Raw genomic sequence first — 23,589 nt, forward strand, 5'->3', positions numbered from 1 at the left:
TCATCCCTCGAGTTCTTCGGGGGAAACCACCCAGATGCTGCACGGCATTTTGTAAAGCAGGTGTTCCACGGTACTGCCGATCAAACGCTCCATCGCGCGATGCCCCACGCGGCCCATGACAATCACGTCGATGTCATAGGCATCGACGAAGCTGCACAGCACCCTGGCCGGGTCGCCCATGATCATGTGCTGGTTCTGCGGCGGGATGCCGTTGCGCTCGGCCAACTCGCCGAAGGCCTCGCCCTGCATGTCGAACAGGGTCTTGGCTTTGCTTGAAGAGAAAAACGCCGAGCCATTGCTAAAGCCAAATTCGTCGGCACTGATCGAAGACAGGTCATGGGCATAGACGACATCGAGTTGGGCGTTGCAGGTGCTCGCCAGTTTCGACGCTTCGCGCAAAATCCTGTCGTTGAAACCTTCGTACTGGCCATCACGATGGAAAGGGTCGACGGCGGCAACGATCCTGCGCGGCAGTGCGTGATGCATCTGGCTGACAAAATGCAGAGGCACCGGGCACTCGCGTAGCAGATGAATATCGAGGGGGGTGAACATCAGCCGCGACAGCAGCGACTCGTGTTCCAGTTCCTTGATCAGAACAGCCATTTTGGCCTCTTCAAGATGAATCAGGATTTCCTGCAACGGGTTATTGACCCAGACCACTTCGGTCGTGACGTGCACGCCGATCTTGCGTAACGGCCGGGCCTGTTCTTCGAGCCATTGCTGGTGGCGTTCGACATAGCCCAAACGGATTTCTTCGCGCGCCTGCTCGTTCACCAGACCCGCGGTCACCAGGCCTTCCAGGTAATCAAACGCAACGATGTGCAGTGCAGCTCCCGAGGCCTTGGCCAGGGCGGCAGCCCGGTCGAAGGCCGGGCTGTTTTTCATGAGCGGTGAGACGACCAGCATGAATCTTGATGGCTCGGACATGACAAATCTCCCGTGGCGATTGCGTCTGCTCATTTGAGAAGCTGCATTCAGGCAGGAACACCTTGCCTGGATCTTGAGACGACGCACAGAGATGAGTTTGATCTTTATCAAGCAGTCGCTTGACCGGAATACGCTCCCGACGTGCGGTGGGCACGGCAGGTCCAAACACGGATTTGTTGACCATTGTCAAACCTTCGCCTGCCAGCCCGGTGCAGTCTCGGGAGCAGGGTCATGAAGGTCGCAATTACACTTTGAAGTTAAAGCATGTCTCCAGCTTTAACGGAGGTTGACGATGAACATTGATATTACCGAGCAACGGGTTCCCCATTGCTGGGTTGTGCACCTGGATGCCCTGGAAGTCAATTTCAATAGCCAGGAAGCTGCCAGTAGCTTTGTCGGCCAACTCAAGGCACGTATCGAGGCACCTCATGTCTGGCCAGTGACTGTCCGCTCGGCGGCAAGTTGTCGAACTGTCCCGGCCCGGGAACAGGAGGTTCGTTTCGACCTCGTGGAGTGACGATACCGACCACGCCTGTCCATATACCCGGGTACCGAGGTGTCCTATGTCCAATGCTCAGCATGTACTGTTGATCGCCCCCCCGACCATGACCCAGACACCGGCATTCGATCGCGCCGGCGCGTTGGCTCGCGCCATGCAATTGCCCCTGCATATCGTGGCATTCGATTATTTTCAGGCCCTGGCGGTAGCCGGTCTGTTCGCCCCCGAACAAATAAGCGCGGCCAGGGAGGGCTACCTTCAAGCCCATCGACAGTGGCTTGTGCAGCAAGCTGAAAGGTTGAGCATGCACGGCGTGAAGGTCACCAGTGAGGTCGCGTGGGTACAGGCTCCTTATGCAGAGATCGTGCATTTTGTCCGCGAGATGCCCTTGGCGCTGATCATCAAGGATGCTCAACAGGAGTCTGCCTTGAAACGGGTGTTTTTCTCGGCGCTGGACTGGCAATTGCTGCGCGATTGTCCGGTGCCGGTGCATCTGGTGACTGACGACCGCAACCCGCAGCCGCACAACATTTTGGTCATCGTCGATGTATTGCGCAGCGAAGAGCAGGACCTGGTGTTCAACGATCGGATTGTCGCTGCCGCGAAGAAACTGGCGTCAGTCTGCGAGGCCCGGCTTGAGCTGGCGCACGTGTATGACTGGACGGCCGCGTATGTCCAGGATATGGGCTTTGGCGCGTTGCCTCTGGCCACCGGGATTTATGAAGCCCTGGGAACGGCTCAGCGCGAAGCGTTTTCAGCTTTGGCCGAGCGCCACGGGGTGCCACCGGCGTGTCGCCATTTCATTGAAGGTGCGCCGATCCCGAGTATTTGCGAATTTGCCACCGGGCACCACACGGACGTCATTGTGATGGGGACCGTGCAGCACAACGGGTTGAGCAAGCTGCCGGGAAGTACCGCTGAGCAACTCCTGCATCGGGCACCTTGCAGCGTGCTGGCAATCAAACCAGGCAGGATGCTGCAGTCCTGAAGATCATTCGCCCCGCGACAAGCTTCTGGCCAGACTCTCGCGGGGGGATTTTTTTCAGGTAAAGCCGGTGAATGACCTGCCGACTGTCATCCGGATCATTGTGTGTGTCGAAACCCAGGTATCGGGCCAGTTCGCGCATCGGCGCATTGCTGGAGGCGTCCACCGAGTCCATCTGGATTGATGCAAGCGTGCGGCTCAGGTCTTTTTTACGCCGGTGGCCGTGCTTTTATCTGATCTGGATCAGGAACCTGTCATGGCGGAGTTCATTCGCTTGTGTTTGATTAAAATCAAGCAGGGGGTGAGGGTGTGGACGCAGTCTTGAGCATTGCCGGTACTTCAAGACCGGAGCTGAGCCGAGGTGTGTGATGGGTCAATATCAACGTTTACTGCTGATCGCCGATCAAACCCTGCACCAGTCTCCTGCCACGTTGCGTGCCGTCGCACTGGCCAGGGCCAGCGGTGCCGCACTCGACGTGCGGGCTTTTGTCGAGCCGGTGCCGATGGTGCATTTGTGGGAGGAGAAAACCGACGATGCAGGGCAGCAACGTTATTTGCGGCGCTATCGCCGTTGGGTGGCCGATGAAGTTGAACGGTTGAGCGACCAGGGGCTGCAAGTGACGGTCGATGTGGTTTTCACGACCCACCCGTTGCTGGACATTCTGAAGACTGTCGCCGACCTCGATCCCGATCTGTTGATCAAGGATGTGACTCTGGAGCCAGTGCTCAAGCGAGTATTCATCACCCCGCTCGATTGCCACCTGCTGCGCGAATGCCCGATCCCCGTGCTCCTGGTGAACCAGGCCCGCTACGGCTTGCCACACCGTGTTGTAGCGGCAGTGGATCCGTTCGATCCTTCAACGCAAATCAGCGGCCTGAACGACACCATCATCCAGACCGCCAATGCGTTGGCCCTGCAATGTGATGCCCCCTTGCATCTGCTTTACGCCTATGACTTGTCGCCGGCTTTCAATGGTGATGCACCGCTGGTCAGTGGTGGATGGGCCGGGGACTTCATCGAGGATCTGCGTTCGTCCTTGCACCTGGCGTTTGTCAATCTGGCGGATCGCTACAACGTGCCACCGGAGCGTCGGCATTTCGTCATGGGCCCGCCGGTGCCGGCCATTCGAGAGTTTGTCGAGGCGTATCTGGCGGATGTAGTGGTGATGGGCACTGTGCATCGGGTCGGAATCGACCAGTTGATTGGCAGTAACACGGAACGGGCGCTGTACTCTGTACCAGGTAGCATTCTGGCTGTCAGGCAGTGAGCCTCATGTTCGTCAAGCGCCAATTGGCAGCACCTAGCGCAGGGGAGGGCGATTACAGCCTGCAATCAGCTGTTTAAGCCCTTCCATATCATGAATCCTGACGTCTCGACCGGACACCTCCACCAGTCCTTGATCGCGCAGATGTGCAATCCCCCGGCAAATGGTTTCCAGTCGCAGGCCCAGGTAAGAACCAATTTCCTCACGGCGCATTTTCAGCACAAAGTTGCTCGATGAATAACCTCGCAAGCTCAAGCGCTGGGACAGATTCAGCAGGAACGCCGCCAGGCGCTCATCCGAGTTCATGTTGCCCAGCATCATCAACATGTCATGATCACGCACGATTTCACGGCTGAGGATTTTGTTCAGGCTGTGCTGCAGTGAAGGCAATTCCTGGGCGAGTTTCTCCAGTTGAGAGAAGTGGACAGGACAGACTTCACTGTCCTCCAGGGCAAAAGCACTGCAAGCGTGCAACTCGTTACTGATAGCGTCCAGGCCGAGCATCTCACCGGGCATATGGAATCCGGTGGTCTGCTCGCGACCATCGATTGAAAGCACACTGGTCTTGAATGAACCAATACGAACGGCAAACAGCGAACGCAGCGGGTCGCCGGCCCGGTAGAGTGTGGCGCCTTTTTTAACCTTGACCCTTTGAACGATCAGTGTGTCCAGGCGCGCGACCTCCTGACCGGTCAGGCCAAGGGGCAGGCATAGCTCCATTACGCTACAGTTTGAACAGGCCGTCTTGAGAGAATGGACGGCCGACAGTTTGATTTCAGACATGTTCTGGTATGTCCGGTATTGATGCGTAGAGCTTAGACTCCATGGGGGCCGAGGCTGATTTTTCTCGGACATTGGCGCGACTGAATGAGTAATTGGGAATCACTTTTGTACTGCGGGTGATACTCAAGGGCGACCTGCTGCTCAAGGCGATTTATCTGCTGCTTTTCCAGTATTTCTGCATTTCGAGAAACAGAAACGAAGCCGTCCAGGTAATCAGAACAAGCCCCGTCAGCGCTTGCAGCCCCGTCAGGTATTTGAGATTGCCCACCGGCGAGATATCGCCAAAACCGATTGTCGTGTAAGTGGTGAAGGAAAAGTACACGCAGTCCATCAGTGAACCGTCGAAATTTCCCTGCAAACTGCCCCACTTTTCAGAGTGGACCATCAGGTAATAAACCAGCGCAAAACACCAGACCTCGAGTGCATGGGCCACCAGGGCACCGAACACGCCCACCACAATTCTGAAACGACTCCAAAGGTTGAGTCGGGGAAGCCAGTCGTTCAGACGCAACAGGCATTCGTAGTGAATGACGACGACTATGATGACCACCAACGTATTGATCAATGTAACTGCCAGCATGGCAGTACCTCGTTCTGACTGGTTGTCCACGATGGACCGTGAGTGCCCGCATAGTGTGTTCTACGCCAGCGCAACAAAAAAGCTTTGAGCTTTATCAACAATCCTTCTGTCGATGGCAAGTTATCTGTGCGCCAAAGGAAAGCGCACTCATGTTTGACAAATATCAGAGGAGTACAGGTTCTCACGCCAGATACTCGATCAACAGGACACGCGCAGGAAGTCGATGCCCGCCTGGAGTCCGCCGATAAAGCACCCGGCAAGTATTGAGAGATGGCATGCAGTCCGACAGGAGCCGGGATTGCAGTCGTGACCGTGAGGTGCTGCAAGTACGAGGTATATGATGCTTAAACTTAAGCGAATCTTGTTGATCGCACCCGCGGAAATGGTCCGTACTCCGGCATTTGAGCGAGCTCATGCATTGGCCTGTGCAACGGGCGCATGTTTGCACATCGTGGCGTTCGATTATGTCCCGGCGCTGGCGTTGGCCGGTTTGTTTGACCATCAAGCGATGGCCCAGGCACGAGAAGGCTATTTGCAAGTGCATCGCCAATGGCTTGAGCAGCAAGGCCGAATTCAAAAGTGCGTGGGACTGCAGGTGACCACGGAAGTGGTCTGGAGCAAATCGAGCCCGGCTCATGTGCTTGAGTATGTGAATGACTTCCACCCGGATCTGGTCATCAAGGACTTCCACTATGTATCGGCACTCGGCCGTGCGTTCCACCAGCCCGTGGACTTGCTGTTACTGCGTGATTGTCCTGCCCACCTGCACCTGGTGGCCGAGGGCAAGAACTCCACACCCTTGAAGATTCTCGCCGCCATGGATTTGTCTCATCTGGAGGAGCTGAGCCAAGGGCTGAACGACCGGATTGTCGACGTAGCCTCGACACTGGCGGCGTCATCGGGTGCCGCCTTGCATGTGCTTAGTGTCAACAGCTGGGCGGTGGTAGGCGATACGAAAATGAGCGTACCGACATTGAGCCTGGGCGGTAGCTTGAAAGAAGCGGTCATCGATGCCCAGGAGGAGGCCTTCGAGGCGCTTGCCGATCGTTATGGCATAGAAGAAGAACGACGGCATCTTCTGACCGGTCTACCCCACAAAGTGATCAGGCAATTTGCGCAACACAATGCTTTTGACTTGTTGGTCTTGGGCACTGCGTATCATCACCGCGGGGGCGACATGTTCCTGGGCAGCACTGCTGAGCAGGTGTTGACCAATGCGCAGTGCAGTTTGATGTTCGTCAAGCCCCTGGCCTGATGCTGCCAGTGGCGCCAGGTACTCACTTTTTCGCAGGTTTGCCGCTGGCAGGGATGTGCAGGTACGACATCACGCTTTCAGTCAGTTCGGTTGCCAGTTTGACCGCTTCTTTATTGCGCGCCATCACGCCGGCGACCAAGCCTTCGATCAAGGCCAGTACGGCGATGTTGGAACTGGTCAGCACCGGGTGATCGCAAGGCGCAAACAGCGTGTGCTGGGCAATGCCGGTGAGCGGCGAGGCGGGTGAGTCGGTAATTGCCAGCACCGATGCGCCGCGTTCATTGGCGAAGCGTGCCAGTTGCAGGGTGTCGAGGGAGTAGCGCGGCAGGGCGATCGCCAGCAGCACGTCCTGGTCGGTGATCGCGGCCAGACGGTAAGCGGCGTTTTCGTTGCCGCCCTCCATGCTGATGGCAGTGGCGTCCGCACAGAAGGGCATCAGGGTCGACGCGGCGAGGCCGGCGAAGTAGACACTGTTGCCAAAGCCCAGGATGTAGATTTTGCGCGCTTTGATCAGGCGAGTGACGAATGCTTCGAAGGTGTCGGCGTGGTTGTTGCTCGCCGCAGTGGCCAGGTTGCTGCTGGCGCTCTGCAGTTGTTCATGCAGGCCAAACGCGCCGCCGGGGCGATGGGCAAGTTCGTTGCGCAGCTTGTCGACCGGCGACACCATCTGCTGCAACGTTGCGACCAGCTCGGCCTTCATGCCGCTGTAGCCACCGAGGTCCAGGGCTTTGGCCAGACGGTTGACGGCGGCGGGTGAGGTCAATGTTTCGTGCGCCATCTCCTCGATGGTCAGCGTCGCGGCCTTGAGCGGGTGACGCAGGATAAAGTCCGCGACCTTGCGCAGTGACGGCGGCAGATCGGAAACGATTTCCGTCAGTTTGCGCATGACCGGCGCGGCATAGACAGTGGTGTCTTTCGATGGGGTGGGCATATCCGGCTCAACATTTCCTGAAGGTGAGAGAAGGGCTGTGCCTGATGCCCTGACAAGGTTGGCCGGAGTGTATCCGAAGCCAACCTTGTCTGGGCAGCGCCGAGCAGTGCATGGGTGGGGGGCGGCGTTACTTCAGGCTCCCGGCCAGAAACTGCCGGAGGCGTTCGGACTGCGGGTTGACCAGCACTTCACGCGGGTCGCCGCGCTCTTCGACCATGCCCTTGTGCAGGAACACCAGTTGGTTCGAAACCTCGCGGGCAAAGCCCATTTCGTGAGTCACCACCACCATGGTGCGGCCTTCCTGGGCCAGATCCTGCATGACTTTAAGCACTTCGCCGACCAGTTCGGGGTCGAGGGCCGACGTCGGCTCATCGAACAGCATCACTTGCGGTTCCATCGCCAATGCGCGGGCAATGGCCACGCGCTGCTGCTCGCCACCGGACATATGCGCCGGCCAGGCGTTCATGCGGTGCGCCACACCGACTTTGTCCAGGTAGTGCTCGGCCTTTTCCCGTGCCTCTTTCTTGCCCAGGCCCAGCACATGCACTGGCGCTTCCATGACGTTTTCCAGAGCGCTCATATGTGACCACAGGTTGAAGTGCTGAAACACCATCGATAGTTGCGAACGCATGCGTTGCAACTGTTTGGGTTCGGCCGCCTTCAGTCCGCCGAGCTTGTTGGCCACCAGCTTGAGCGGTTCGCCATTGAGTACGATATTGCCCGCATTGGGTTGCTCCAGCAGGTTGATGCAGCGCAGGAACGTACTTTTGCCAGAGCCGCTGGAACCGATGATGCTGATCACGTCACCGGCCTGTGCTTGCAGGGAAACGCCCTTGAGCACCTGATGCGCGCCGTAGCTTTTATGCAGGTCTCGAACTTCAAGTTTGTACATGGTTTGAACTCTCTGGAGTCAGTCGCTGAGCAAGCGACCCTGGCGAATGGGGGTAACGCCTGCAACCTTGGCCAGCCACAATCCTGGCTGGGCAAAGCGCAGCCGTTCGCGGGCATATAGAATGCCGTCGGTGCTGGCGCTCACCACGCTATGGCGGTCGGTCAGCGGGTCGATGACTTCGAATAGCGGATCGCCGACCTTGACCCGGGCGCCCAGCGGTTGCAGAAAACTCACCACACCCGGGTGGGGCGCACAGGCGTACTGCGCGCCGGCGAATGGCATGGCCTGGCAATGGTTCGGCGGTGCCGCTGGCCATTCACCGCTGATCAGGCCTTGTTCGGCGAGATACCCGAGAATGGCTTGGGCACTGTCGAGGCATTGCTCGCGTTCGGTGTCTGCCATGCCCCGCAATTCGATGGTGGTGGCCGCACACGCCAGGGGAATATTGGCTTCGGGAAACAGCTCGGCCAGGCGTAACCATGCAATGGCGCAGGCTTCGTCGAAGGCACTGCCGCCCGCATCTTCGGCCAATAACGTGACCCCCGCGCCGAGGCGAGCGGCCAGTGATTGCAAGCGTGGCCAGATTTGTGGCATCGCATACATCAACATGATCGATTCGAAATCGCAGTGCAGGTCCAGCACCACATCGGCGTCACAGGCATGCTGCAGCAACAGGCGGCGCAGGCCGTCGAGTTCCGAGGTCGGTGCGGGCATGGCGGCCAGGGCATCGATCATGGCGCGGCGGATGAGTGCGATGTTGGCATCGGCATCGTCGCCCAATCGGCCTTCCAGCAGCGGCGCAATGGCATCGACCAACACCGGGAAGTCGCGATTGAAATTCTTGCCGCTGGAGAACTCGAAGCGCCCCTGATGGGTGGCCTGGAACATCTGGGCGATACCGATCGGATTGGCCATGGGCACCAACTCGATCACCCCGCTCAGGCGGCCTTGGGTTTCCAGTTCCAGAAGACGGCGCTTGAGCTCGACGGCAACGCGCATCCCCGGCAATTCGTCGGCATGCAGTGACGCCTGGATGTAGGCCTTGCGCGGTCCGCTGCCAAAACGAAACAGTGACAGCGTTCGCTCGGTGCCCGAGGCACTCCACGGCAACAGGTATTGAATGTGCTCCATAGCAGCTCCTTAGTGCTTGCGCGGTGCCAGGTACGCCAGCCAGCGGCGCTCGGCCAGCTTGAACAGGCGCACCAGGATGAAGGTCAGTGCGAGGTAGATGAGGCCGGCGGTGATGAACGCCTCGAACGGTAGATAGAAGCGTGAGCTGACCGTGCGCGCGGCCCCGGTGATATCGACGAGGGTGACGATGGAGGCCAGGCTGGTGGTTTGCAGCATCATCAGCACTTCGTTGCTGTATTGCGGCAATGCCCGGCGCAAGGCCGATGGCATGAGAATGCGGCGATACAGGGTCAGGCGTGACATGCCCATGGCCCTGGCGGCTTCGATCTCGCCAGGGTGGGTGGCTTTCAGACTGCCGGCCAGCAGCTCGGCGCTATAGGCGCTGGTGTTGATCGCGAAGGCCAGGCAGGCGCAAAAGGTGGCGCTGGACAGGTAAGGCCAGAGCACGCTTTGGCGCACCGCTTCGAACTGCGCCAGGCCGTAGTAGATCAGGAACAATTGCACGAGCATCGGCGTGCCGCGAATCACGTAGGTATAGAGCCAGGCCGGGAAGTTGATCAGCGGCGATCGCGACACTCGCATCAGCGCCAGTGGCATCGCCAATACCAGACCCAGCGCCAGGGAAATGAGCAGGACTTTGAGGGTCAACAAGGCGCCATTGAAGTACAGCGGCAGGTTTTCCCAGATCAGGTTGTAGTCGAGAATCATGGGTAGCTCCCCCTCACAATTCGGCGGCTTTGATGCCGACCGAGTAGTGTTTTTCCAGATAGCGCAGCACCAGCAAGGACAGGCTGGTGAGCATCAGGTACAGCGCTGCCACCGCGAGGAAAAACGTAAATGGCTCGTGTGTGGCATCCGCTGCGTTCTTGGCTTTGAACATCATGTCCTGCAAGCCGATCACGGAGATCAGCGCAGTGGATTTGGTCAGCACCAGCCAATTGTTGGTGAACCCGGGGATGGCGAAGCGAATCATCTGCGGCACCAGGATTCGCCAGAACACCTGCGCACCGCCCATGCCATAGGCCACGCCAGCCTCGGCCTGACCCTTGGGGATCGCCATGAAGGCGCCACGAAAGGTTTCCGAGAGGTAGGCGCCAAAAATGAAGCCCATGGTGCAGACGCCGGCAATAAAGGGGTTGATGTCGATATAGCGGGTGTAACCGAGCGCCAGGGCAATGCGGTTCACCAGATCCTGGCCGCCGTAGAAGATCAGCAGGATCAGCACCAGGTCTGGAATGCCGCGAATCAGGGTGGTGTAGCTTTCCCCGAGCAGGGCCAGCCATTTGAGCGGTGACAAGCGAAAGGCCGCGCCGATCAGGCCCAGGGCAATCGCCATGGACATGGACGTCAGGGCCAGGTTTATGGTCAGCCAGGCGCCATCGAGAATGCTCGATCCGTAGCCGTGAAGCATGATGAAGTTCCTCAAGCGAGCGCCGCGAGGCGCGCAAGACAAGCCCCGACAGGTGCCTGCGCAGGGCCGGCGCCGGGGCTGGGGTCAGTGGGGCAGGGGGACGGCTTACTCGCCGTAGATATCGAACGCGAAGTACCTGGCCATCACTTGCTGGTACTTGCCATTGGCGCGAATGGCGTCAATCGCGGCACTCAGGCGCGCAACGTTGGCACTGTCGCCCTTGCGCACGGCGATCCCGGCGCCCCGGCCAAAATACTTCGGGTCGTTGATGTCGGGCCCCGTGAGTGCGAAGCCCTGGCCGGCGGGTGTCTTGATGAAGCTCTCATCGGTGTTGACGATGTCGGCGAGGGTGGCGTCCAGACGACCCGAGGCGAGATCGAGGAAGGCTTCATTCTGTGAGCCGTAGCGCACCACGACGACGCCGGCTTTTTCCAGTTGCTCGGTGGCAAAGCGATCGTAAGTCGAGGAGCGTTGCACGCCGACTTTCTTGCCCTTGAGGTCCACCAGGGGGTCATTGATCACGTTGCCGGCCTTCATCGCGAACTTGCCCGGCGTGTGGTAGTACTTTTTGCTGAAGTCCACGGACTTCATCCGGTCTTCGGTGATCGACATCGACGACAGCACGGCATCGATCTTGCGCACTTTGAGCGACGGGATCATGCCGTCGAACTCCTGAATGACCCACTCGCACTTGACCTTCATTTCTTCGCACAAAGCGTTGCCGATGTCGTAGTCGAACCCGCTGACGTTGCCTTCGGGTGTCTTGAAGGAGAAGGGCGGGTAGGCGGCTTCGATACCGATACGCAGGCTGTCTTCGTCGGCATGTGCCAGGAAGCTGAAGGCGCATAGCGCCAGAGCACCTAGAAGTTCTGTCTTGTTCATATTGTTGACTCCTGGAGGGCATTTGGGGGAACGGGTGCCCGCCATCCGGGTTGGCGCGGTGGATCAGTCCTGTGATCGGCGAGGCTATAAATGACACGATAAAATTCTATATGCAATATATCTGAAAATAATCATATCAGTTTGCGGCGTGGCGATGCTCCAATGAGTCGGGTTGAAGTGGTTGCTCAACCCATGCGTCAGCCCCTGAAGCTGTTTTTTTGAACTCGGGCTGAAAGTACTTATCCAAAAAAAATGTGGGAATGTTTCCCACGCAACGATGCCAGCTGGCTTTCAGGGATCGTGCGGATACCGCAGCAGCTCGATAATGCTGCAGATTGATGGCCGTGCCGGTTGGCCGGCTGCTCCAATGGGCGGCCGGGAACTCACTGGACATTGCGTTCGATACGGAGATGAGTACGCAACTCCATGCGGAGGTGCATCATGCTGCTCAAGAAATGTTTATTGGCTCTGGCCATCGGTGGAGTCCTGTCGGCATCGACTGTCCTGGTGCCCGATTACATCGGTAGTTTCTCCAGCGTGTATGCCAAGGATGGCGGCAGCGGTGGAGGCGGTGGAGGTCACGGTGGCGGTGGCGGTGGCGGCGCTGGAGGTGGTGGCCACGGCGGTGATGGAGGTGGTGACGGTGGAGGCGGTCACGGTGCTGGCGGTGATGGAGCCAAGGGTGGCGATCATGGCGCTGCCGGCCATGACGGTGACGGTCATGGAGGTCCGGGGCGCGGCGACGCTGACCATGGTGGTGTAGCCGGGAACAAAGGCCCGGGCAATGCCCATGACAACGACGCTGACGACGCTGATCACGATGCAGACAACGATGCCGCCGATGCAGCCCGGGACGCTGCCAAGGCTGATGCCAAGGCAGCCCGTGACGCGGCCAGAGCGACTGCGGATGCAGCCCGTGATGCGGCAAAAGCGACTGCGGATGCCGCCCGGGACGCCGCCAGGGCTGAAGCTGATGCAGCCCGGGATGCCGCAAAAGCTGCTGGCTTGGCGGACGAAGACGCAGACGCCGCCAGGGACGCTGCCCGTGCCGCTGCAGATGCAGCGAGGGACGCGGCCAAGGCCGACGCAGATGCCGCCAGGGATGCTGCCCGGGCTACCGCGGATGCCGCGAGGGACACCGCCAAAGCCGAGGCGAAGGCAGCCAGAGAGGCCGCCAAGGCCGTGGCGAAGGACGCCAGGGAAGATATGGCGGACGCCCCGGATGCCCCGGACGAGCCGGATTTCGACGCGGTCGAGGTAGAGAACTAAGCCTGCACGTTCGGCAATGAACACCGCAGGCATAGCAGTAAAGAGTCGCAAGCCCTGAAACGTCGTGGGGTTTGCGACTTTTTTCGGTTATCGGGCCTGGGGGAACATTTCTACAGTCAGATCGACCGCTGATTCACGCGCTGAGTCAGTTCCTCTGCGGACTCTTTGCGTTCCGAGTAGCGGTCTACCAGATCGGGGCGATCCCGTAGCAGCAGGGTAAATTTCACCAGTTCCTCCATGACGTCCACCACCCTGTCGTACAACGACGAGGGTTTCATGCGATTGGCGTCGTCAAACTCCAGAAAAGCCTTTGGCACGGAAGATTGATTGGGGATGGTGAACATGCGCATCCAGCGGCCCAGCACACGAAGCTGATTCACCACATTGAAGGACTGGGAACCGCCGCAGACCTGCATGACCGCGAGGGTTTTCCCCTGGGTCGGGCGAACGGCGCCCAACGCCAACGGCACCCAGTCGATTTGCGCCTTGAACACTGCAGACATGGAGCCGTGGCGCTCTGGCGAACACCAGACCTGGCCTTCGGACCATTGCATCAGTTCGAGCAGTTCCTGGACTTTCGGGTGATCGGAGGGCGCGTCGTCCGGAAGCGGCAGGCCTGATGGGTTGAAGATCCGAGTCTCGGCGCCGAAGTGTTCGAGCAACCGGGCCGCTTCCTCGACCAGCAGGCGACTGAACGACCGTGCACGAGTCGAGCCGTACAGCAGCAGGATGCGTGGCTTGTGCTGGTCGTCGCGTCCGGCGATGGGCTGGGTCAGTGACGTGTCGAGATTGGGCAGGGGATGGGTCATGGGGGCTCCGGTCAAAGCGTGCCGATGCGGTCGAGTTCCCGCTTCAGCGCATCGCGGTCAAGTTGTGCAAAAGGCAGGTCGAGCAATGCCCGGCAACGCGTTTCGATGTGCGCCAGGGTTGAGTGGAACGCCGCCGATACCGTCGCTTCATCGCCCTTGATGTCCGATGGGTCTTCCAGGCCCCAATGAGCTTTCAGCGCCGGCCCGAAGTACACGGGGCACGCCTCACCGGCGGCCTTGTCGCAGACCGTGATGACGATGTCCGGCGGGTTGGCTTCGAACGCCTCATTGCCTTTGCTGCTCAAACCGTCGATGGCGATGCCGGCCTCTTGCAACGTGCTCAGGCTGCGGGGCAACACCTGGCCCTTGGGGAAGCTGCCGGCACTGACCGCCTCAAAACCTTCGGGGGCGAGATGGTTGAACATGGCTTCGGACAGGATGCTGCGACAGCTATTGGCGGTACACATAAACAGAACGCGCATGGTGATTCCTCTTTGCAGTCGCACAGGGCTAGACGCTCAGGCGCAGGGCCAGGGCAGACAAGGTGATGAACAGGATCGGCAGGGTCAGGACCACGCCGACCTTGAAGTAGTAACCCCAGGTAATGCGGATGCCCTTGCGCTCCAGGACATGCAGCCAGAGCAGGGTGGCCAGGCTGCCGATAGGGGTGATCTTGGGGCCCAGGTCGGAACCGATGACATTGGCGTAGATCATGGCCTCGCGCACCACACCGGTGGCGTCGCTGGCCTGGATCGACAGGGCACCCACCAGCACCGTGGGCATGTTGTTCATGCCCGATGACAGCAAGGCCGTGAGCAGGCCAGTGCCGAGCGCTGCGCCCCAGATACCGAATTCGGCCAAGTAGTTCAGGGCCATGGTCATGTAGGTGGTCAGTCCGGCGTTTTTCAGCCCGTACACTACCAGGTACATGCCCAGTGAAAAGATCACGACCTGCCAGGGCGCTTCACGCAGTACCCGTCGCGTTGAAATCACATGCCCACGCGCCGCCACGGCGAACAGCATCGCGGCACAGACCGCTGAGATGGCGCTGATGGGAATGCCCAAGGGTTCCAGGGCAAACAGCCCGATCAGCAGCAGCGCCAGGACAAGCCAGCCGACGCGGAAGGTCAGGGGATCACGCACGGCGCGTCGCGGATCCATCACGTCATCGAGCGCGTAATGCCTGGGAATGTCACGCCGGAAAAACCAGTACAGCACCACGAGCGTGGTCGCCACGGCAACGAAGTTGACCGGCACCATGATGGCGGCGTATTCGCTGAAGCCCAGGTTGAAGTAGTCGGCCGAAACGATGTTGACGAGGTTGGACACCACCAGGGGCAAGCTCGCCGTGTCGGCAATGAAACCGGCCGCCATGACGAACGCCAGGGTAGAGGCTGGCGAAAAGCGCAGTGCGAGCAGTATTGAAACGACGATGGGGGTCAGGATCAGGGCGGCACCGTCGTTGGCAAACAGGGCGGATACGCCGGCCCCCAGCAGTATCGTGAAGACGAACAGGCGCCGCCCGTCACCCTTGGCCCAGCGCGCCACATACAGTGCCGCCCACTGGAAAAACCCGGCCTCATCGAGCAGCAGACTGATGATGATGAGCGAGATGAAGGTCGCGGTGGCGTTCCAGACAATGCCCCACACCAGTGGGATATCGCCCAGCGTCACGACGCCTGCCAGCAGGGCCAGGACGGCCCCCAGGGAGGCGCTCCAGCCGACGCCCAGGCCCTTGGGTTGCCAGATGACTAACACCATGGTGAGCAGGAAAATGGTAAACGCAGTAAACATGCACAGTCTCGATGAATGAAGGGTTAGCAGCAGGCGGAAGTGTTGAGCGGACGGTCGCCCATCGCGGCAAGGCGAGTACTGTCGTTCGCAAGCCAGTCGGCGTTTGCCAGCAAGGTTGTCTCGAGAACGTCGCGAACCCACGCGGGCAGTTCGGGGTTCAGTCGGTAATACACCCACTGTCCCTGGCGGCGGTCGAGAAGCAGGCCGCAGCCGCGAAGCTGGGCAAGATGGCGGGAAATCTTGGGCTGGCTGTCGTCCAGGGCGCAGACCAGCTCACACACGCATAACTCGCCTTCACGGGTGATGAGCAAGGTGGCCCGGGCGCGGGTTTCGTCGGACAGGCATTTGAATACGGCGGCAGGATTGAGCATTGGCGTGGCTCGATACATATGGTTATTCGAATATACGATTTTCCATATGTTTTGTGCAAACCGCTCTGACTGAGAAGGTAAGGCTCGGTCCGGCCAGGATGTTCAGGTATGGGATAGACTCGAGCCAATTCGGCACAAGACAAAGGAGAGGTGGTGAATGGAATCGTTTAGCGTACGCGAGCTGAAAATGACTGACGCTCAAGCGTTGCTGGCTTTCGAAATCCACAACCGTGAATGGTTCGAATCCCATATCGATGCGCGCGATCCTGCTTTTTACTCGTTGCAGGGTGTCGCCGATCATATCGAAAGCTATTTGTCCGATTTCGCCATCGGTGCCTGGCACCCCTTTGTCATCGAGGATTGCAGTCAGAGAATCGTCGGTCGAGCCAATCTGAAAAGCATCGATTCATCGACGGGTTCTGCGCAGGTGGGCTATCGGATTGCTCAGCGCGTATGCGGCCAGGGGCTGGCAACACTGGCGTTGAGACACCTGATCCAGGAGGCACGGATGCGCTGGGGACTGGTGCAACTGGTTGCGTATGCTTTCAGGGAGAATGCCGGTTCCAGAAAAGTTCTGGATCGGTGCGGATTCAAGCTTGAGCAACCCTGCTGTAACGACAACACGGGGGGCGAAGACCGATTCGTCCTGTCGATCAGATAACTGCCTTGAGCCGTTCTGAAGGCTTGCAGCAGGTCGCGCCTGCTACTCCTGGTCCTCAGCCACCTCTTTCCAGCTGTCATCCGGATCAAAGCGCTTCATCGCCAGAGCCAGTTTTTCACTCTCGGGCCCCAGGTCTTTCTCGAACACCTGGCCTTCATGACTGATCATGAAACTCATCACGCCGGTGTCGTTGTACTTCACCGGCCAGGCGATCAGCGCAAAGCCCCGGCTCATCTTGTCACCGATGAGGTAACTGTAGGCGCCGCCAGGTGCCGAAGGACCCTGGCCATTAAGGATGCGGAAGCGGTAGCCGTGCCACTCTTCATCGGCAATGGCTTTGCCGAACGATGGCCCCAACGGGCTGATCTGGTCGCTGTCGTCTTCGGCCCAATAGAGTCCGTCGTGCTTGCCGGGGGTGCTGAAGATTTTCTGCGCATACTCGAGTGCGCCGTCATGGTCCCGATCCACTGACGCATAGTCCATCTGGGCATCGTGATAGGCCAGCACCGATTGCACCGCGGCAAGTTCATTGCGGCCGATTTGACGAGCACGGATCTCGGCACTGCCGGCCTTCATGTCGAAGCGCCAACCGTCCGCGGCTTTGGTCATGGGGATGGGCAGTGTCCAGTTGTTGCTGCCAACCGCCAGGATGGCCTTGCGATCGCTGGTGTTTTCAATGTGGTGTTGCTCGCGGTATTGCTGCAAAAATGCATCCACATCTTCGCGCTGCACGCCTTCGCGGGGGATGTAGCTGTGCCAGTCGCTACCTAGCAGCTCGGTCAGGCGTACCTGGTCGGAGTGCTCCGTGCCCAGTGCCTCGACGAAGGCTTCGGCGGCCTTTTCCGGGGTTGGAAAGGCCTGCTGTGCCGTCGCCATGCACGACCACAACAAGCCGGCGGCTATAACCAGGACATGAGGGAGCAAGCCCGTGAGTCCCTTCAATCGAGGATGGTTTTTCAACGGCGGCCCCCCCTTTGACGCGCTGGTGGATTGGACGGCCGGCTGACCTGGTGACCGGCTGATCGCGAGGCACTGGGGCGTTGGGCGGATGCCTGGCTGGCCCGGCCTCGATTGGCCTGGACGTTGGCCTGGGACGGTGACCGTGCGCCGGCGAACGCATTGTTGCGGGCACTGCCGGCACTGGCGGCGGGCCGTTTGTTCGTCGCTTGCCGCGTCTGCGCGGAGCCTTCCCGGCGCTGATTCAACTGGGAAGTCTGGTTCCTGGCCTGCTGGGTCTCTCTCCTGGGCTGCTGGTTCTCCCGGGTGTTTCTGGTCGTGCCCTGGCTTCTGTCCGCTGCCTTGGGCCTGTCTGCACCGGCCTGCCGTCGATCGCCGCCCGCAGTTGCGGACTGGAGTTTGCGCGTTTGATCACGGGCTTCGCGGTTGCTGGTGGCAGGTCGTTCGATACCGTGCTTGTCCATTGAGGTGCGGGCATTTTCACGGGCCTGGGCGCGTTGGGCATTGTCTCCGCGATAGGCTTCCCGCTGATTGGCACCATTGAGTTGGCGACCGTACTGTGCGCGGCTCGCATTGTCCCGATAGGGCACGCCATTGCGATGCACCGGGTTGTGCTGCCATTTGTTGTTGTTGATCCGGTTGTTGGCATTGATGTTGTTGTAGCGATTGACGTCGATGTCGACGTCGTTATTGCCCCAGTCACATTCACCCCACAAGGATCCAACGATCGCCACACCGGCGCCAAACGCGAGTCCGGCCATCAGCGCCTGACCGGGGTAATAGGCCGGTGGCGGTGGATAGTACGCGGGCGGCGATGCCGGGTAGGCCCAGGTGCCGTAGGTGGTTGTCGGGTTATAGGTGGGGACGTACACCACCTGCGGATCGGCAGGCTGAATGATGATGGTGGAGTTGCTGGCCGGGGCCGCTTCAGGGGCCGGTGCCGCGTTCGTGGTCGCCGGTGCCGACGGCGCGACATTCTGGATCGTCACGTTCTGATACTGGTTGCTCTGCAGATTGCCGGCGGCCTGTGCCTGGCGACGCAAGCGTTGGGCGCTTTCCATGAGATCGTCGGGCTGCGCCAGGAAGGCATCACCCAGGCGCTGGACCCAGACGGGGTCCTGCCCCAGCATTACCAGAACCTGCGGGAAGGCGACCAGCGCCTGCACGCTCGGATCCCAGGGCTGGTTCGCCACCTGTCTGACCGCATCGTCACCTTTGGCGTCGGGGTGCGCCTTGGACCAACTGACCGCCTCGCCGACTTCCCCGGGGTAGGTGGAGGCCATCAGCACCTGTGCAAACAGTGGGTCCGGGTAAAGCGCAATGGGCGCCAGCATCTGATCCAGCTGTTCCTGGGTAAACACCGGATCCTTGGCCACCGGGGCGGCGGGCGCTGCCGTGGTCGCGCTTGCCGGAGCGGGGGCAGCGGCGGCTGTCGGTGTGGCGGCGGTCCCATTCGTATCCAGTGCCAGGCAGGACGATCCGCTCAAGAACAGTACAGCCGACAACGCGTAAAGTAATGGATTGTGCATTGCACCCCCCATGGGGTCAGGCAGGCTTGAAGTGGGTGGACCAATCCCTGGCAGGTGAAGCCGACTTTGCAAGCCACAGAGCCTGGCCTCGACACCGCTTCCTAATGGTAGCAGTTGATTTGGAGAGTCAAGGCTGCCTGTAAAATTGCGCGTCGATCACTGGGCGCTGGCATCGCTTTCGTGTTCTTCGGCGAATGCCATGAACACATCCAGGTCCAGCACATCCAGCTTGATCTGGGCGATGAACGCCGAGAAGGCCAGGTTGGCGGCCAGCAGGCGCAGGTCGGTGGCCCAGGCAGGAAGATAGACCGGCCCCTTGAGCCAGCCGGAATCGAACAGGGGCGCCAGGCGCACGGTGTCACCCAGGCTGAGGCGCCCGGCAAACAGATGCCCCACCAGTTCCGGCCGGTTATCGCGAATTGCGATACGCAGCAGGGTGTGGACACCGAGCAAGCCGGTCAGGTAAGCGGCATCCTTGGTGAACGCCGAACCACCCCGCAGGTCGGTGCCGCGCAATACCCTTTGGGTCGAGCGGAAGGATTCCTCTTCTGTCTGCCCGGCCGCCAGAAAACCTTCGAACACCTGGATGAAGTCGGCACCCTCCAGTGCCTGCTGGACGGCGAGCACGCGCAGGGCCAGGCGACGCAGGCGGTTGATGTCCATGCTGCCGGTGAACAGTTCGGCCAGGGTGGCAATGCCTTCCTGGGTCTGGGTGGTGCGGGGCGCTCCCAGGCCCAGGCTTGTGAGGTTGGGCTGGCGCGCGCCGTTCTGTGCCGTGGCGACATGCACGAAGGCTTCGTGTTGCAACAGCTGATGCTTGTCCAGTTCCGAGAACAGCGCGCTGGCCCTCAGGCGGATGCGGCTCGATCCGGCGATAGCCTTGGCGGCCAGGTTCGGATCGAGCACGACTGTGATCTGTCCGGCGCCGAAGAAGCGGTCAAGCTCCGGTTGAATCCAGGCGGCGAACGCCTTGGCCGGTATCTCGGCCGGGCAGGGTGGAATCCGCGCACCGCCCAGCAGGGCGTCGGTGGTCTTGAGGAAGAACCGGGCCGCGTCGAGCATGCTCAGTTGCAGGCGTGTGTAATAGAAGTCCGGACGCCGGTACAGCGCTGACGAATATTGGGTAAAGGCGGGAGTGCCAATGGCCCCCAGCATGTGCCCGGCCGTGGCATAGCTACGGGCGGTCATGGCCAGGTAATTCCCGGCCGGATGCCCCACATCGCAATGGCCGATAAAAGTTTCCAGGGCGGCGATGTCGGCGCTGTGGTCGCGGGGCTGCAACTCGACCCTGGGTAACTCGGCCCGCCCGCCGCGCCATTTCGCCAGGAAGTCTTCCTCGACGCCGTCCGGCCAGGACAGGGCATCCAGCACGCGGATCTTGCGGGTCAGGCCGGGCAGGGCGGCATCGAGTTCGGGCAGGGCGGCGGCGCTCATGGATAGCTCCTTGAGAGACGAAGTGGCGTTACAAAAGCTTAGTCGTCGCGTGCGGTTGCGTACGTTTGCGAAGACAGGCAAGCGGCCTCAGAGCAGGCTCCACGACACCCCGAGGTACATCGCCATGCCTTCCCCCGGGGTGGAGCGTGCCGCGTCCAGCCCTTTGTCGTCGTAGCCCGGCGTGACCGTGGCGGCATAGTGCTTGTCGGTCAGGTTGCGCAGGTCCAGCCAGGTCTGCCAGTCACCCTTGGGTGCGTTGTAGCCCAGCGTCGCGCCGAATAGGGCGTAGGGATCGGCGTAGTAGCTGTTGGCGTAATCGACTGCCACTTTGGACACCCATTGCGTGTTGACCGTGGCGAAAAAGCCTTGTGGCCAGTCGTAGCGCAGTTCGCCCTGGTAATAGTGCATCGGCAGGCCCGGCAGGCGGTTGTCGCCGAAGCGTTCATCGTCGCGGTAGTGGAAGTCACTGAAGGTATAGCTCTGGCGCAGGCTCAACTGGCCGCCATCGTCGGGCGACCAGAGGGGGCTCAGCAGGCTGGCTTCCACACCCTGGTGCACGGTGGGGCTGGCGTTGAGTTCGTAGGGCGTGGTGGCGTTGGCGTCCGGCAGCACCGAAAGAAGTTCGTGGCGCACCTGGGCGTAGTACCAGGCCAGGCTCCATTGTCCCAGCGTGCTGTCCCCGCGACCGCCGATTTCCAGGGTGGTGGCGGTCTGGTTTTGCAGCGTGACCGGTTGGCGCTGGGCGCCCGTGGCGACGCCGCTGCCTGCGGGGAATCGGATGTTCGAGCTATAGATCAGCGACCACGGGTGCGGTGCCTCGACCGAGCGGCTGAGATTGCCGAACAGTTGCAGGTCCGGTGTCAGTTGGTAGCGCAGGCCCACGCGTGGGGCGTAGTCCCAGTCGTGCAGGCTGGTCTTGCCACCTTCCGGCGGGTAGGTGACATCGCTTTCACGGCGGGTGTAGATCGCGGCGAGGCCGGTGGTCAGCCACAGGTCGTCGGCGATCTCCAGGTCATTGCCGGCATGCAGGACCGTGTCCGAGCCCTGGTAGGTGAAGTTGCGGATCAGCGTGCCCGGTGCATAACCGGCGGTATTGCCGGTGGGGATGCGCACGAACTCGCTGGCACCGGCGTTGGGCAGGTGTTTGGTCATTCGCAGGCCCAGGGTGCTTTGGCTTTCCAGCCCCCAGAGCGTGTCGCGACGCTTGTAGTCGAACGTGCCGCTGACATCGGTGTACGCCACCTTCAGGCGGTTGGGGCCCTCGCGCAAGTCCATGGGGTAGTCGTGGTAGACAAGGCCGGTCTGGATACTCGAATCGTCATCGATGTACCAAGTGGTCTTGTTGCCGATAAAGGTGCTGCCCGGCTCGTCGCGGCGGTCATCCCGCGCCACGTAGGCCGGGTTGGCCGCCCGTGGGTCGTGTTCGATGGAATGCTTGGTCACCCGTCCCGCGAGGTCGTTGTCGGTCTGGCGGTGGCGCAGGTAGAAGCGCGTTTGCAGGTTGGGGTTGAAGCGGTAACCGAAGTTGGCGATGACCCCCTGGCTCTCGCTGGCCGTGTGGTCCTGGTAGCCGTCGGCGTTGGCGTCGGTCATGGCCACGTAGTAATCGAAGTCACCCAGCACCTGTCCGGAGCTGACCTGACGCTGCTGATAGCCGTGACTGCCCGTTGCGTAGCGTACCTGCAACTTCGGCGCGTCGTAGCCGGTATGGCTGACGTAATCGATGGCTCCGCCCAGGGCCAGGGCGCCCCGGTCGAACCCGTTGGCGCCGCGCAGCACTTCCACATGGTCGAGCCACAGCGGTTCCAGCAATTCATAGGGCGTGCCGCCGGGACCGGTCAGCGGCAGACCGTCGAGCAGGGTGTACAGCCCCGAGGCGTGGGCGCCCGGGGCACGGTTGATGCCCGACCCGCGGATGGAGATCTTCACCCCTTCGTTACCCGCCGACTGGGCATAGATCCCCGGCTGGTAAGCCAGCACATCCTGGTTGCTGGCCACGCGGCCCTGCAACGGACGGCGCATGTCGACCACGTTAGTGCCTCCGGGCACCTGGGCCAGCCGGGCCCTGGCGTCCTCGATTCCCTGGTCTTCGTCGCTCTGGTCCTCGGCGCCAATCAGCACTTGGCCCAGCTCCAGGCCCTGCGCCTCGGTCATGGCCGGACAAACAAGGGCCAGGCCCAGCAGCGCAGCGGGCAAGGAATGAGGCGAGGGCATTGGGAAAACTCCAGACGTACGGGAACGGGCAATGAACAGTGCGACGCAAGAAGGTACGAAGGGAGCACATGGCAATTTTGTTATTTTTTTTCCGCCAAGGGCTGGCGGCTATCGGTTCAGCAGCGGTGCCAGCAATGCACACATACCGCGCCAGTGCGAACCCTCCCAGTAAACCCGCTGGCAGGCGTCGCAGCGCAGGAAGTGCGAATAGAGGGCGCCGATGCGTGGCGGCACCTGCGTCCGGGCCAGTTCCAGGCTGATCTCGTGCAGCGGCAGGTTGCAATGAAGGCACAGGCTGAATGGCCGCGCACTACGCGCCAGGTCGAGGCGCTCGTACAATTCGCGCAACTGCAGCGAGGGTTTCAGGGCATGCACATAACAGCCGTGGCTGATGATTCGCCGCTTGAGCAGTTCGCGGTCGCGGGTCAGCACGATGCGTCCTTGCTGCGCAGCGATCTCGGCGATCTCGCCATCCTCGAAGCCATTGTCGTAGAGGGTGTCGAAGCCGCTCATGCGCAGCAGGCTGGCCAGCCCGCCAAGGTGCGCATCCGCGACGAAACGCAGCACCCTTAAAGGTTGCGCACGAATTTTCAGCAGGGGGCTGATGTCCAGCGCTTCGAACTTGGGATACACCGCCAGCCGGTCACTGTCGAGGATCACCCGCTCCAGGCCCACCGACTCGCCGTTGAGCAGCACCAGTTCGACCTCGGTGTGCGGCACCCCGAGCGCCTCGATCATGTGCTTGACCGTCGCCCCTTGCGCGCACTGGCAGGTGAAGGGTTGCCGCCGCCGTTCGGCCGGCAGGAAATCGTTGAGCTCATCAAAGAAGCGGAAAGTTGCACTGGTCATGTTGAACAGTATGGCAGGGCTGCGGGGTGAGCGAGGTTGGTCGGGACATCTTCTGAATCGCCCCTGGTTTTGTCTACGTTGAATGACCGTTTGCCGGATGGCCGCATTCGTCCCATGGCGCTCACGTCAGGGTGTCTAGGGACCCTGGACGTAAAACAGGT

Annotated in this window: 24 protein-coding genes and 1 pseudogene; 6 read left to right on the plus strand and 19 right to left on the minus strand. The window is 60.6% G+C overall.

Annotated elements, in window-relative coordinates:
* Window positions 1-927: a universal stress protein gene (locus ACM6IT_RS01430; protein ID WP_409079316.1), complete on the minus strand. Its 927-nt coding sequence runs from the start codon at window positions 925-927 to the stop codon at window positions 1-3.
* Between the two features lie 292 nt (window positions 928-1,219).
* On the opposite strand from ACM6IT_RS01430, the gene ACM6IT_RS01435 reads away from it, so the two are divergent.
* Together ACM6IT_RS01435 and ACM6IT_RS01440 are read left to right on the plus strand one after the other, a co-directional pair.
* Window positions 1,220-1,444: a hypothetical protein gene (locus ACM6IT_RS01435; RefSeq protein ID WP_056722983.1), complete on the plus strand. Its 225-nt coding sequence runs from the start codon at window positions 1,220-1,222 to the stop codon at window positions 1,442-1,444.
* 46 nt (window positions 1,445-1,490) lie between these two features.
* Window positions 1,491-2,414, plus strand: a complete 924-nt coding sequence (locus ACM6IT_RS01440) for a universal stress protein (RefSeq protein WP_414917336.1) — start codon at window positions 1,491-1,493, stop codon at window positions 2,412-2,414.
* A gap of 55 nt (window positions 2,415-2,469) precedes the next feature.
* Here ACM6IT_RS01440 and ACM6IT_RS01445 read toward each other — a convergent pair.
* A pseudogene (locus ACM6IT_RS01445) lies at window positions 2,470-2,589 on the minus strand (GNAT family N-acetyltransferase); the annotation flags it as partial.
* Between the two features lie 190 nt (window positions 2,590-2,779).
* On the opposite strand from ACM6IT_RS01445, the gene ACM6IT_RS01450 reads away from it, so the two are divergent.
* Complete coding sequence (locus tag ACM6IT_RS01450) at window positions 2,780-3,679, plus strand: universal stress protein (protein WP_414917337.1); 900 nt, start codon at window positions 2,780-2,782, stop codon at window positions 3,677-3,679.
* Window positions 3,680-3,712: 33 nt separating this feature from the next.
* Here the strand turns inward: ACM6IT_RS01450 and fnr are convergent, their stop codons facing one another.
* Both fnr and ACM6IT_RS01460 read right to left on the minus strand, forming a co-directional pair.
* A complete protein-coding gene (fnr, locus tag ACM6IT_RS01455; protein WP_223541864.1) occupies window positions 3,713-4,459 on the minus strand; it encodes a fumarate/nitrate reduction transcriptional regulator Fnr in 747 nt (248 codons plus the stop codon).
* Window positions 4,460-4,610: 151 nt separating this feature from the next.
* Window positions 4,611-5,039, minus strand: a complete 429-nt coding sequence (locus ACM6IT_RS01460; RefSeq protein WP_056722975.1) for a potassium channel family protein — start codon at window positions 5,037-5,039, stop codon at window positions 4,611-4,613.
* Between the two features lie 340 nt (window positions 5,040-5,379).
* On the opposite strand from ACM6IT_RS01460, the gene ACM6IT_RS01465 reads away from it, so the two are divergent.
* Window positions 5,380-6,294 carry a universal stress protein gene (locus ACM6IT_RS01465; protein WP_056722974.1) on the plus strand — a complete coding sequence of 305 codons (915 nt, stop codon included), beginning with the start codon at window positions 5,380-5,382 and terminating at the stop codon, window positions 6,292-6,294.
* A gap of 22 nt (window positions 6,295-6,316) precedes the next feature.
* Here ACM6IT_RS01465 and ACM6IT_RS01470 read toward each other — a convergent pair whose 3' ends face one another.
* The 6 genes from ACM6IT_RS01470 to ACM6IT_RS01495 all read right to left on the minus strand — a co-directional run bounded on the left by ACM6IT_RS01470 (window position 6,317) and on the right by ACM6IT_RS01495 (window position 11,541).
* Window positions 6,317-7,225, minus strand: coding sequence for a MurR/RpiR family transcriptional regulator (locus tag ACM6IT_RS01470; RefSeq protein WP_046040448.1), 909 nt, complete (start codon window positions 7,223-7,225; stop codon window positions 6,317-6,319).
* Between the two features lie 127 nt (window positions 7,226-7,352).
* A complete protein-coding gene (locus ACM6IT_RS01475) occupies window positions 7,353-8,117 on the minus strand; it encodes an ABC transporter ATP-binding protein (protein ID WP_056722970.1) in 765 nt (254 codons plus the stop codon).
* Window positions 8,118-8,135: 18 nt separating this feature from the next.
* The gene (locus ACM6IT_RS01480) at window positions 8,136-9,248 is read right to left on the minus strand and encodes a succinylglutamate desuccinylase/aspartoacylase family protein (RefSeq protein ID WP_414917338.1); all 1,113 of its coding nucleotides are present in this window, start codon (window positions 9,246-9,248) and stop codon (window positions 8,136-8,138) included.
* Window positions 9,249-9,257: 9 nt separating this feature from the next.
* Window positions 9,258-9,956 carry an ABC transporter permease gene (locus tag ACM6IT_RS01485; protein ID WP_046040453.1) on the minus strand — a complete coding sequence of 233 codons (699 nt, stop codon included), beginning with the start codon at window positions 9,954-9,956 and terminating at the stop codon, window positions 9,258-9,260.
* A gap of 13 nt (window positions 9,957-9,969) precedes the next feature.
* Window positions 9,970-10,659, minus strand: coding sequence for an ABC transporter permease (locus ACM6IT_RS01490; protein WP_046040455.1), 690 nt, complete (start codon window positions 10,657-10,659; stop codon window positions 9,970-9,972).
* A gap of 105 nt (window positions 10,660-10,764) precedes the next feature.
* Entirely contained in the window at window positions 10,765-11,541 is a 777-nt protein-coding gene (locus tag ACM6IT_RS01495) for an ABC transporter substrate-binding protein (protein ID WP_414917339.1), read from the minus strand.
* Between the two features lie 441 nt (window positions 11,542-11,982).
* Between ACM6IT_RS01495 and ACM6IT_RS01500 the strand changes: the two genes are divergently transcribed.
* Window positions 11,983-12,810: a hypothetical protein gene (locus ACM6IT_RS01500; RefSeq protein ID WP_056722958.1), complete on the plus strand. Its 828-nt coding sequence runs from the start codon at window positions 11,983-11,985 to the stop codon at window positions 12,808-12,810.
* Window positions 12,811-12,926: 116 nt separating this feature from the next.
* Here ACM6IT_RS01500 and arsH read toward each other — a convergent pair whose 3' ends face one another.
* Genes arsH through ACM6IT_RS01520 form a run of 4 tightly spaced genes read right to left on the minus strand, consistent with a single transcriptional unit; the run spans window position 12,927 to window position 15,784 of the window.
* On the minus strand, window positions 12,927-13,619 hold the full coding sequence (arsH, locus tag ACM6IT_RS01505; RefSeq protein WP_056722956.1) for an arsenical resistance protein ArsH: 693 nt from the start codon (window positions 13,617-13,619) through the stop codon (window positions 12,927-12,929).
* Between the two features lie 11 nt (window positions 13,620-13,630).
* Window positions 13,631-14,101 carry an arsenate reductase ArsC gene (locus tag ACM6IT_RS01510; RefSeq protein WP_056722955.1) on the minus strand — a complete coding sequence of 157 codons (471 nt, stop codon included), beginning with the start codon at window positions 14,099-14,101 and terminating at the stop codon, window positions 13,631-13,633.
* A 28-nt stretch (window positions 14,102-14,129) separates the two neighbouring features.
* A complete protein-coding gene (locus ACM6IT_RS01515) occupies window positions 14,130-15,413 on the minus strand; it encodes an arsenic transporter (protein WP_414917340.1) in 1,284 nt (427 codons plus the stop codon).
* Window positions 15,414-15,436: 23 nt separating this feature from the next.
* Window positions 15,437-15,784, minus strand: coding sequence for a metalloregulator ArsR/SmtB family transcription factor (locus ACM6IT_RS01520; protein WP_056722953.1), 348 nt, complete (start codon window positions 15,782-15,784; stop codon window positions 15,437-15,439).
* 157 nt (window positions 15,785-15,941) lie between these two features.
* Between ACM6IT_RS01520 and ACM6IT_RS01525 the strand changes: the two genes are divergently transcribed.
* On the plus strand, window positions 15,942-16,445 hold the full coding sequence (locus tag ACM6IT_RS01525; protein WP_414917341.1) for a GNAT family N-acetyltransferase: 504 nt from the start codon (window positions 15,942-15,944) through the stop codon (window positions 16,443-16,445).
* A 42-nt stretch (window positions 16,446-16,487) separates the two neighbouring features.
* On the opposite strand, the gene ACM6IT_RS01530 is transcribed toward ACM6IT_RS01525, so the two are convergent.
* From ACM6IT_RS01530 to ACM6IT_RS01550, 5 genes are all read right to left on the minus strand, one after another.
* The gene (locus ACM6IT_RS01530) at window positions 16,488-17,321 is read right to left on the minus strand and encodes a DUF2950 domain-containing protein (protein ID WP_414917342.1); all 834 of its coding nucleotides are present in this window, start codon (window positions 17,319-17,321) and stop codon (window positions 16,488-16,490) included.
* Window positions 17,322-17,401: 80 nt separating this feature from the next.
* Window positions 17,402-18,931, minus strand: coding sequence for a DUF3300 domain-containing protein (locus tag ACM6IT_RS01535; RefSeq protein WP_414917343.1), 1,530 nt, complete (start codon window positions 18,929-18,931; stop codon window positions 17,402-17,404).
* Between the two features lie 156 nt (window positions 18,932-19,087).
* Window positions 19,088-20,365, minus strand: coding sequence for a tyrosine/phenylalanine carboxypeptidase domain-containing protein (locus tag ACM6IT_RS01540; protein ID WP_414917344.1), 1,278 nt, complete (start codon window positions 20,363-20,365; stop codon window positions 19,088-19,090).
* Between the two features lie 87 nt (window positions 20,366-20,452).
* On the minus strand, window positions 20,453-22,579 hold the full coding sequence (locus tag ACM6IT_RS01545) for a TonB-dependent receptor family protein (protein ID WP_409079322.1): 2,127 nt from the start codon (window positions 22,577-22,579) through the stop codon (window positions 20,453-20,455).
* Between the two features lie 108 nt (window positions 22,580-22,687).
* The gene (locus tag ACM6IT_RS01550; protein WP_056722940.1) at window positions 22,688-23,428 is read right to left on the minus strand and encodes a Mut7-C RNAse domain-containing protein; all 741 of its coding nucleotides are present in this window, start codon (window positions 23,426-23,428) and stop codon (window positions 22,688-22,690) included.
* Between the last annotated feature and the right edge of the window lie 161 nt (window positions 23,429-23,589).

Source organism: Pseudomonas sp. IT-P4, from assembly GCF_949767755.1.
In the GTDB taxonomy this organism is placed as follows: domain Bacteria; phylum Pseudomonadota; class Gammaproteobacteria; order Pseudomonadales; family Pseudomonadaceae; genus Aquipseudomonas; species Aquipseudomonas monachiensis.

What these genes read in the sequence shown, in the direction of transcription:
- ACM6IT_RS01520 (WP_056722953.1), bottom strand. Translation starts at nt 15,784, where the DNA reads ATGCTCAATCCTGCCGCCGTATTCAAATGCCTGTCCGACGAAACCCGC.
- ACM6IT_RS01510 (WP_056722955.1), bottom strand. Translation starts at nt 14,101, where the DNA reads ATGCGCGTTCTGTTTATGTGTACCGCCAATAGCTGTCGCAGCATCCTG.
- ACM6IT_RS01545 (WP_409079322.1), bottom strand. Translation starts at nt 22,579, where the DNA reads ATGCCCTCGCCTCATTCCTTGCCCGCTGCGCTGCTGGGCCTGGCCCTT.
- ACM6IT_RS01470 (WP_046040448.1), bottom strand. Translation starts at nt 7,225, where the DNA reads ATGCCCACCCCATCGAAAGACACCACTGTCTATGCCGCGCCGGTCATG.
- ACM6IT_RS01535 (WP_414917343.1), bottom strand. Translation starts at nt 18,931, where the DNA reads ATGCACAATCCATTACTTTACGCGTTGTCGGCTGTACTGTTCTTGAGC.
- ACM6IT_RS01480 (WP_414917338.1), bottom strand. Translation starts at nt 9,248, where the DNA reads ATGGAGCACATTCAATACCTGTTGCCGTGGAGTGCCTCGGGCACCGAG.
- ACM6IT_RS01495 (WP_414917339.1), bottom strand. Translation starts at nt 11,541, where the DNA reads ATGAACAAGACAGAACTTCTAGGTGCTCTGGCGCTATGCGCCTTCAGC.
- ACM6IT_RS01450 (WP_414917337.1), top strand. Translation starts at nt 2,780, where the DNA reads ATGGGTCAATATCAACGTTTACTGCTGATCGCCGATCAAACCCTGCAC.
- ACM6IT_RS01530 (WP_414917342.1), bottom strand. Translation starts at nt 17,321, where the DNA reads ATGGCGACGGCACAGCAGGCCTTTCCAACCCCGGAAAAGGCCGCCGAA.
- ACM6IT_RS01500 (WP_056722958.1), top strand. Translation starts at nt 11,983, where the DNA reads ATGCTGCTCAAGAAATGTTTATTGGCTCTGGCCATCGGTGGAGTCCTG.
- ACM6IT_RS01465 (WP_056722974.1), top strand. Translation starts at nt 5,380, where the DNA reads ATGCTTAAACTTAAGCGAATCTTGTTGATCGCACCCGCGGAAATGGTC.
- ACM6IT_RS01435 (WP_056722983.1), top strand. Translation starts at nt 1,220, where the DNA reads ATGAACATTGATATTACCGAGCAACGGGTTCCCCATTGCTGGGTTGTG.
- arsH (WP_056722956.1), bottom strand. Translation starts at nt 13,619, where the DNA reads ATGACCCATCCCCTGCCCAATCTCGACACGTCACTGACCCAGCCCATC.
- ACM6IT_RS01485 (WP_046040453.1), bottom strand. Translation starts at nt 9,956, where the DNA reads ATGATTCTCGACTACAACCTGATCTGGGAAAACCTGCCGCTGTACTTC.
- ACM6IT_RS01550 (WP_056722940.1), bottom strand. Translation starts at nt 23,428, where the DNA reads ATGACCAGTGCAACTTTCCGCTTCTTTGATGAGCTCAACGATTTCCTG.
- ACM6IT_RS01490 (WP_046040455.1), bottom strand. Translation starts at nt 10,659, where the DNA reads ATGCTTCACGGCTACGGATCGAGCATTCTCGATGGCGCCTGGCTGACC.
- ACM6IT_RS01430 (WP_409079316.1), bottom strand. Translation starts at nt 927, where the DNA reads ATGTCCGAGCCATCAAGATTCATGCTGGTCGTCTCACCGCTCATGAAA.
- ACM6IT_RS01460 (WP_056722975.1), bottom strand. Translation starts at nt 5,039, where the DNA reads ATGCTGGCAGTTACATTGATCAATACGTTGGTGGTCATCATAGTCGTC.
- ACM6IT_RS01515 (WP_414917340.1), bottom strand. Translation starts at nt 15,413, where the DNA reads ATGTTTACTGCGTTTACCATTTTCCTGCTCACCATGGTGTTAGTCATC.
- ACM6IT_RS01525 (WP_414917341.1), top strand. Translation starts at nt 15,942, where the DNA reads ATGGAATCGTTTAGCGTACGCGAGCTGAAAATGACTGACGCTCAAGCG.
- ACM6IT_RS01440 (WP_414917336.1), top strand. Translation starts at nt 1,491, where the DNA reads ATGTCCAATGCTCAGCATGTACTGTTGATCGCCCCCCCGACCATGACC.
- ACM6IT_RS01475 (WP_056722970.1), bottom strand. Translation starts at nt 8,117, where the DNA reads ATGTACAAACTTGAAGTTCGAGACCTGCATAAAAGCTACGGCGCGCAT.
- ACM6IT_RS01540 (WP_414917344.1), bottom strand. Translation starts at nt 20,365, where the DNA reads ATGAGCGCCGCCGCCCTGCCCGAACTCGATGCCGCCCTGCCCGGCCTG.
- fnr (WP_223541864.1), bottom strand. Translation starts at nt 4,459, where the DNA reads ATGTCTGAAATCAAACTGTCGGCCGTCCATTCTCTCAAGACGGCCTGT.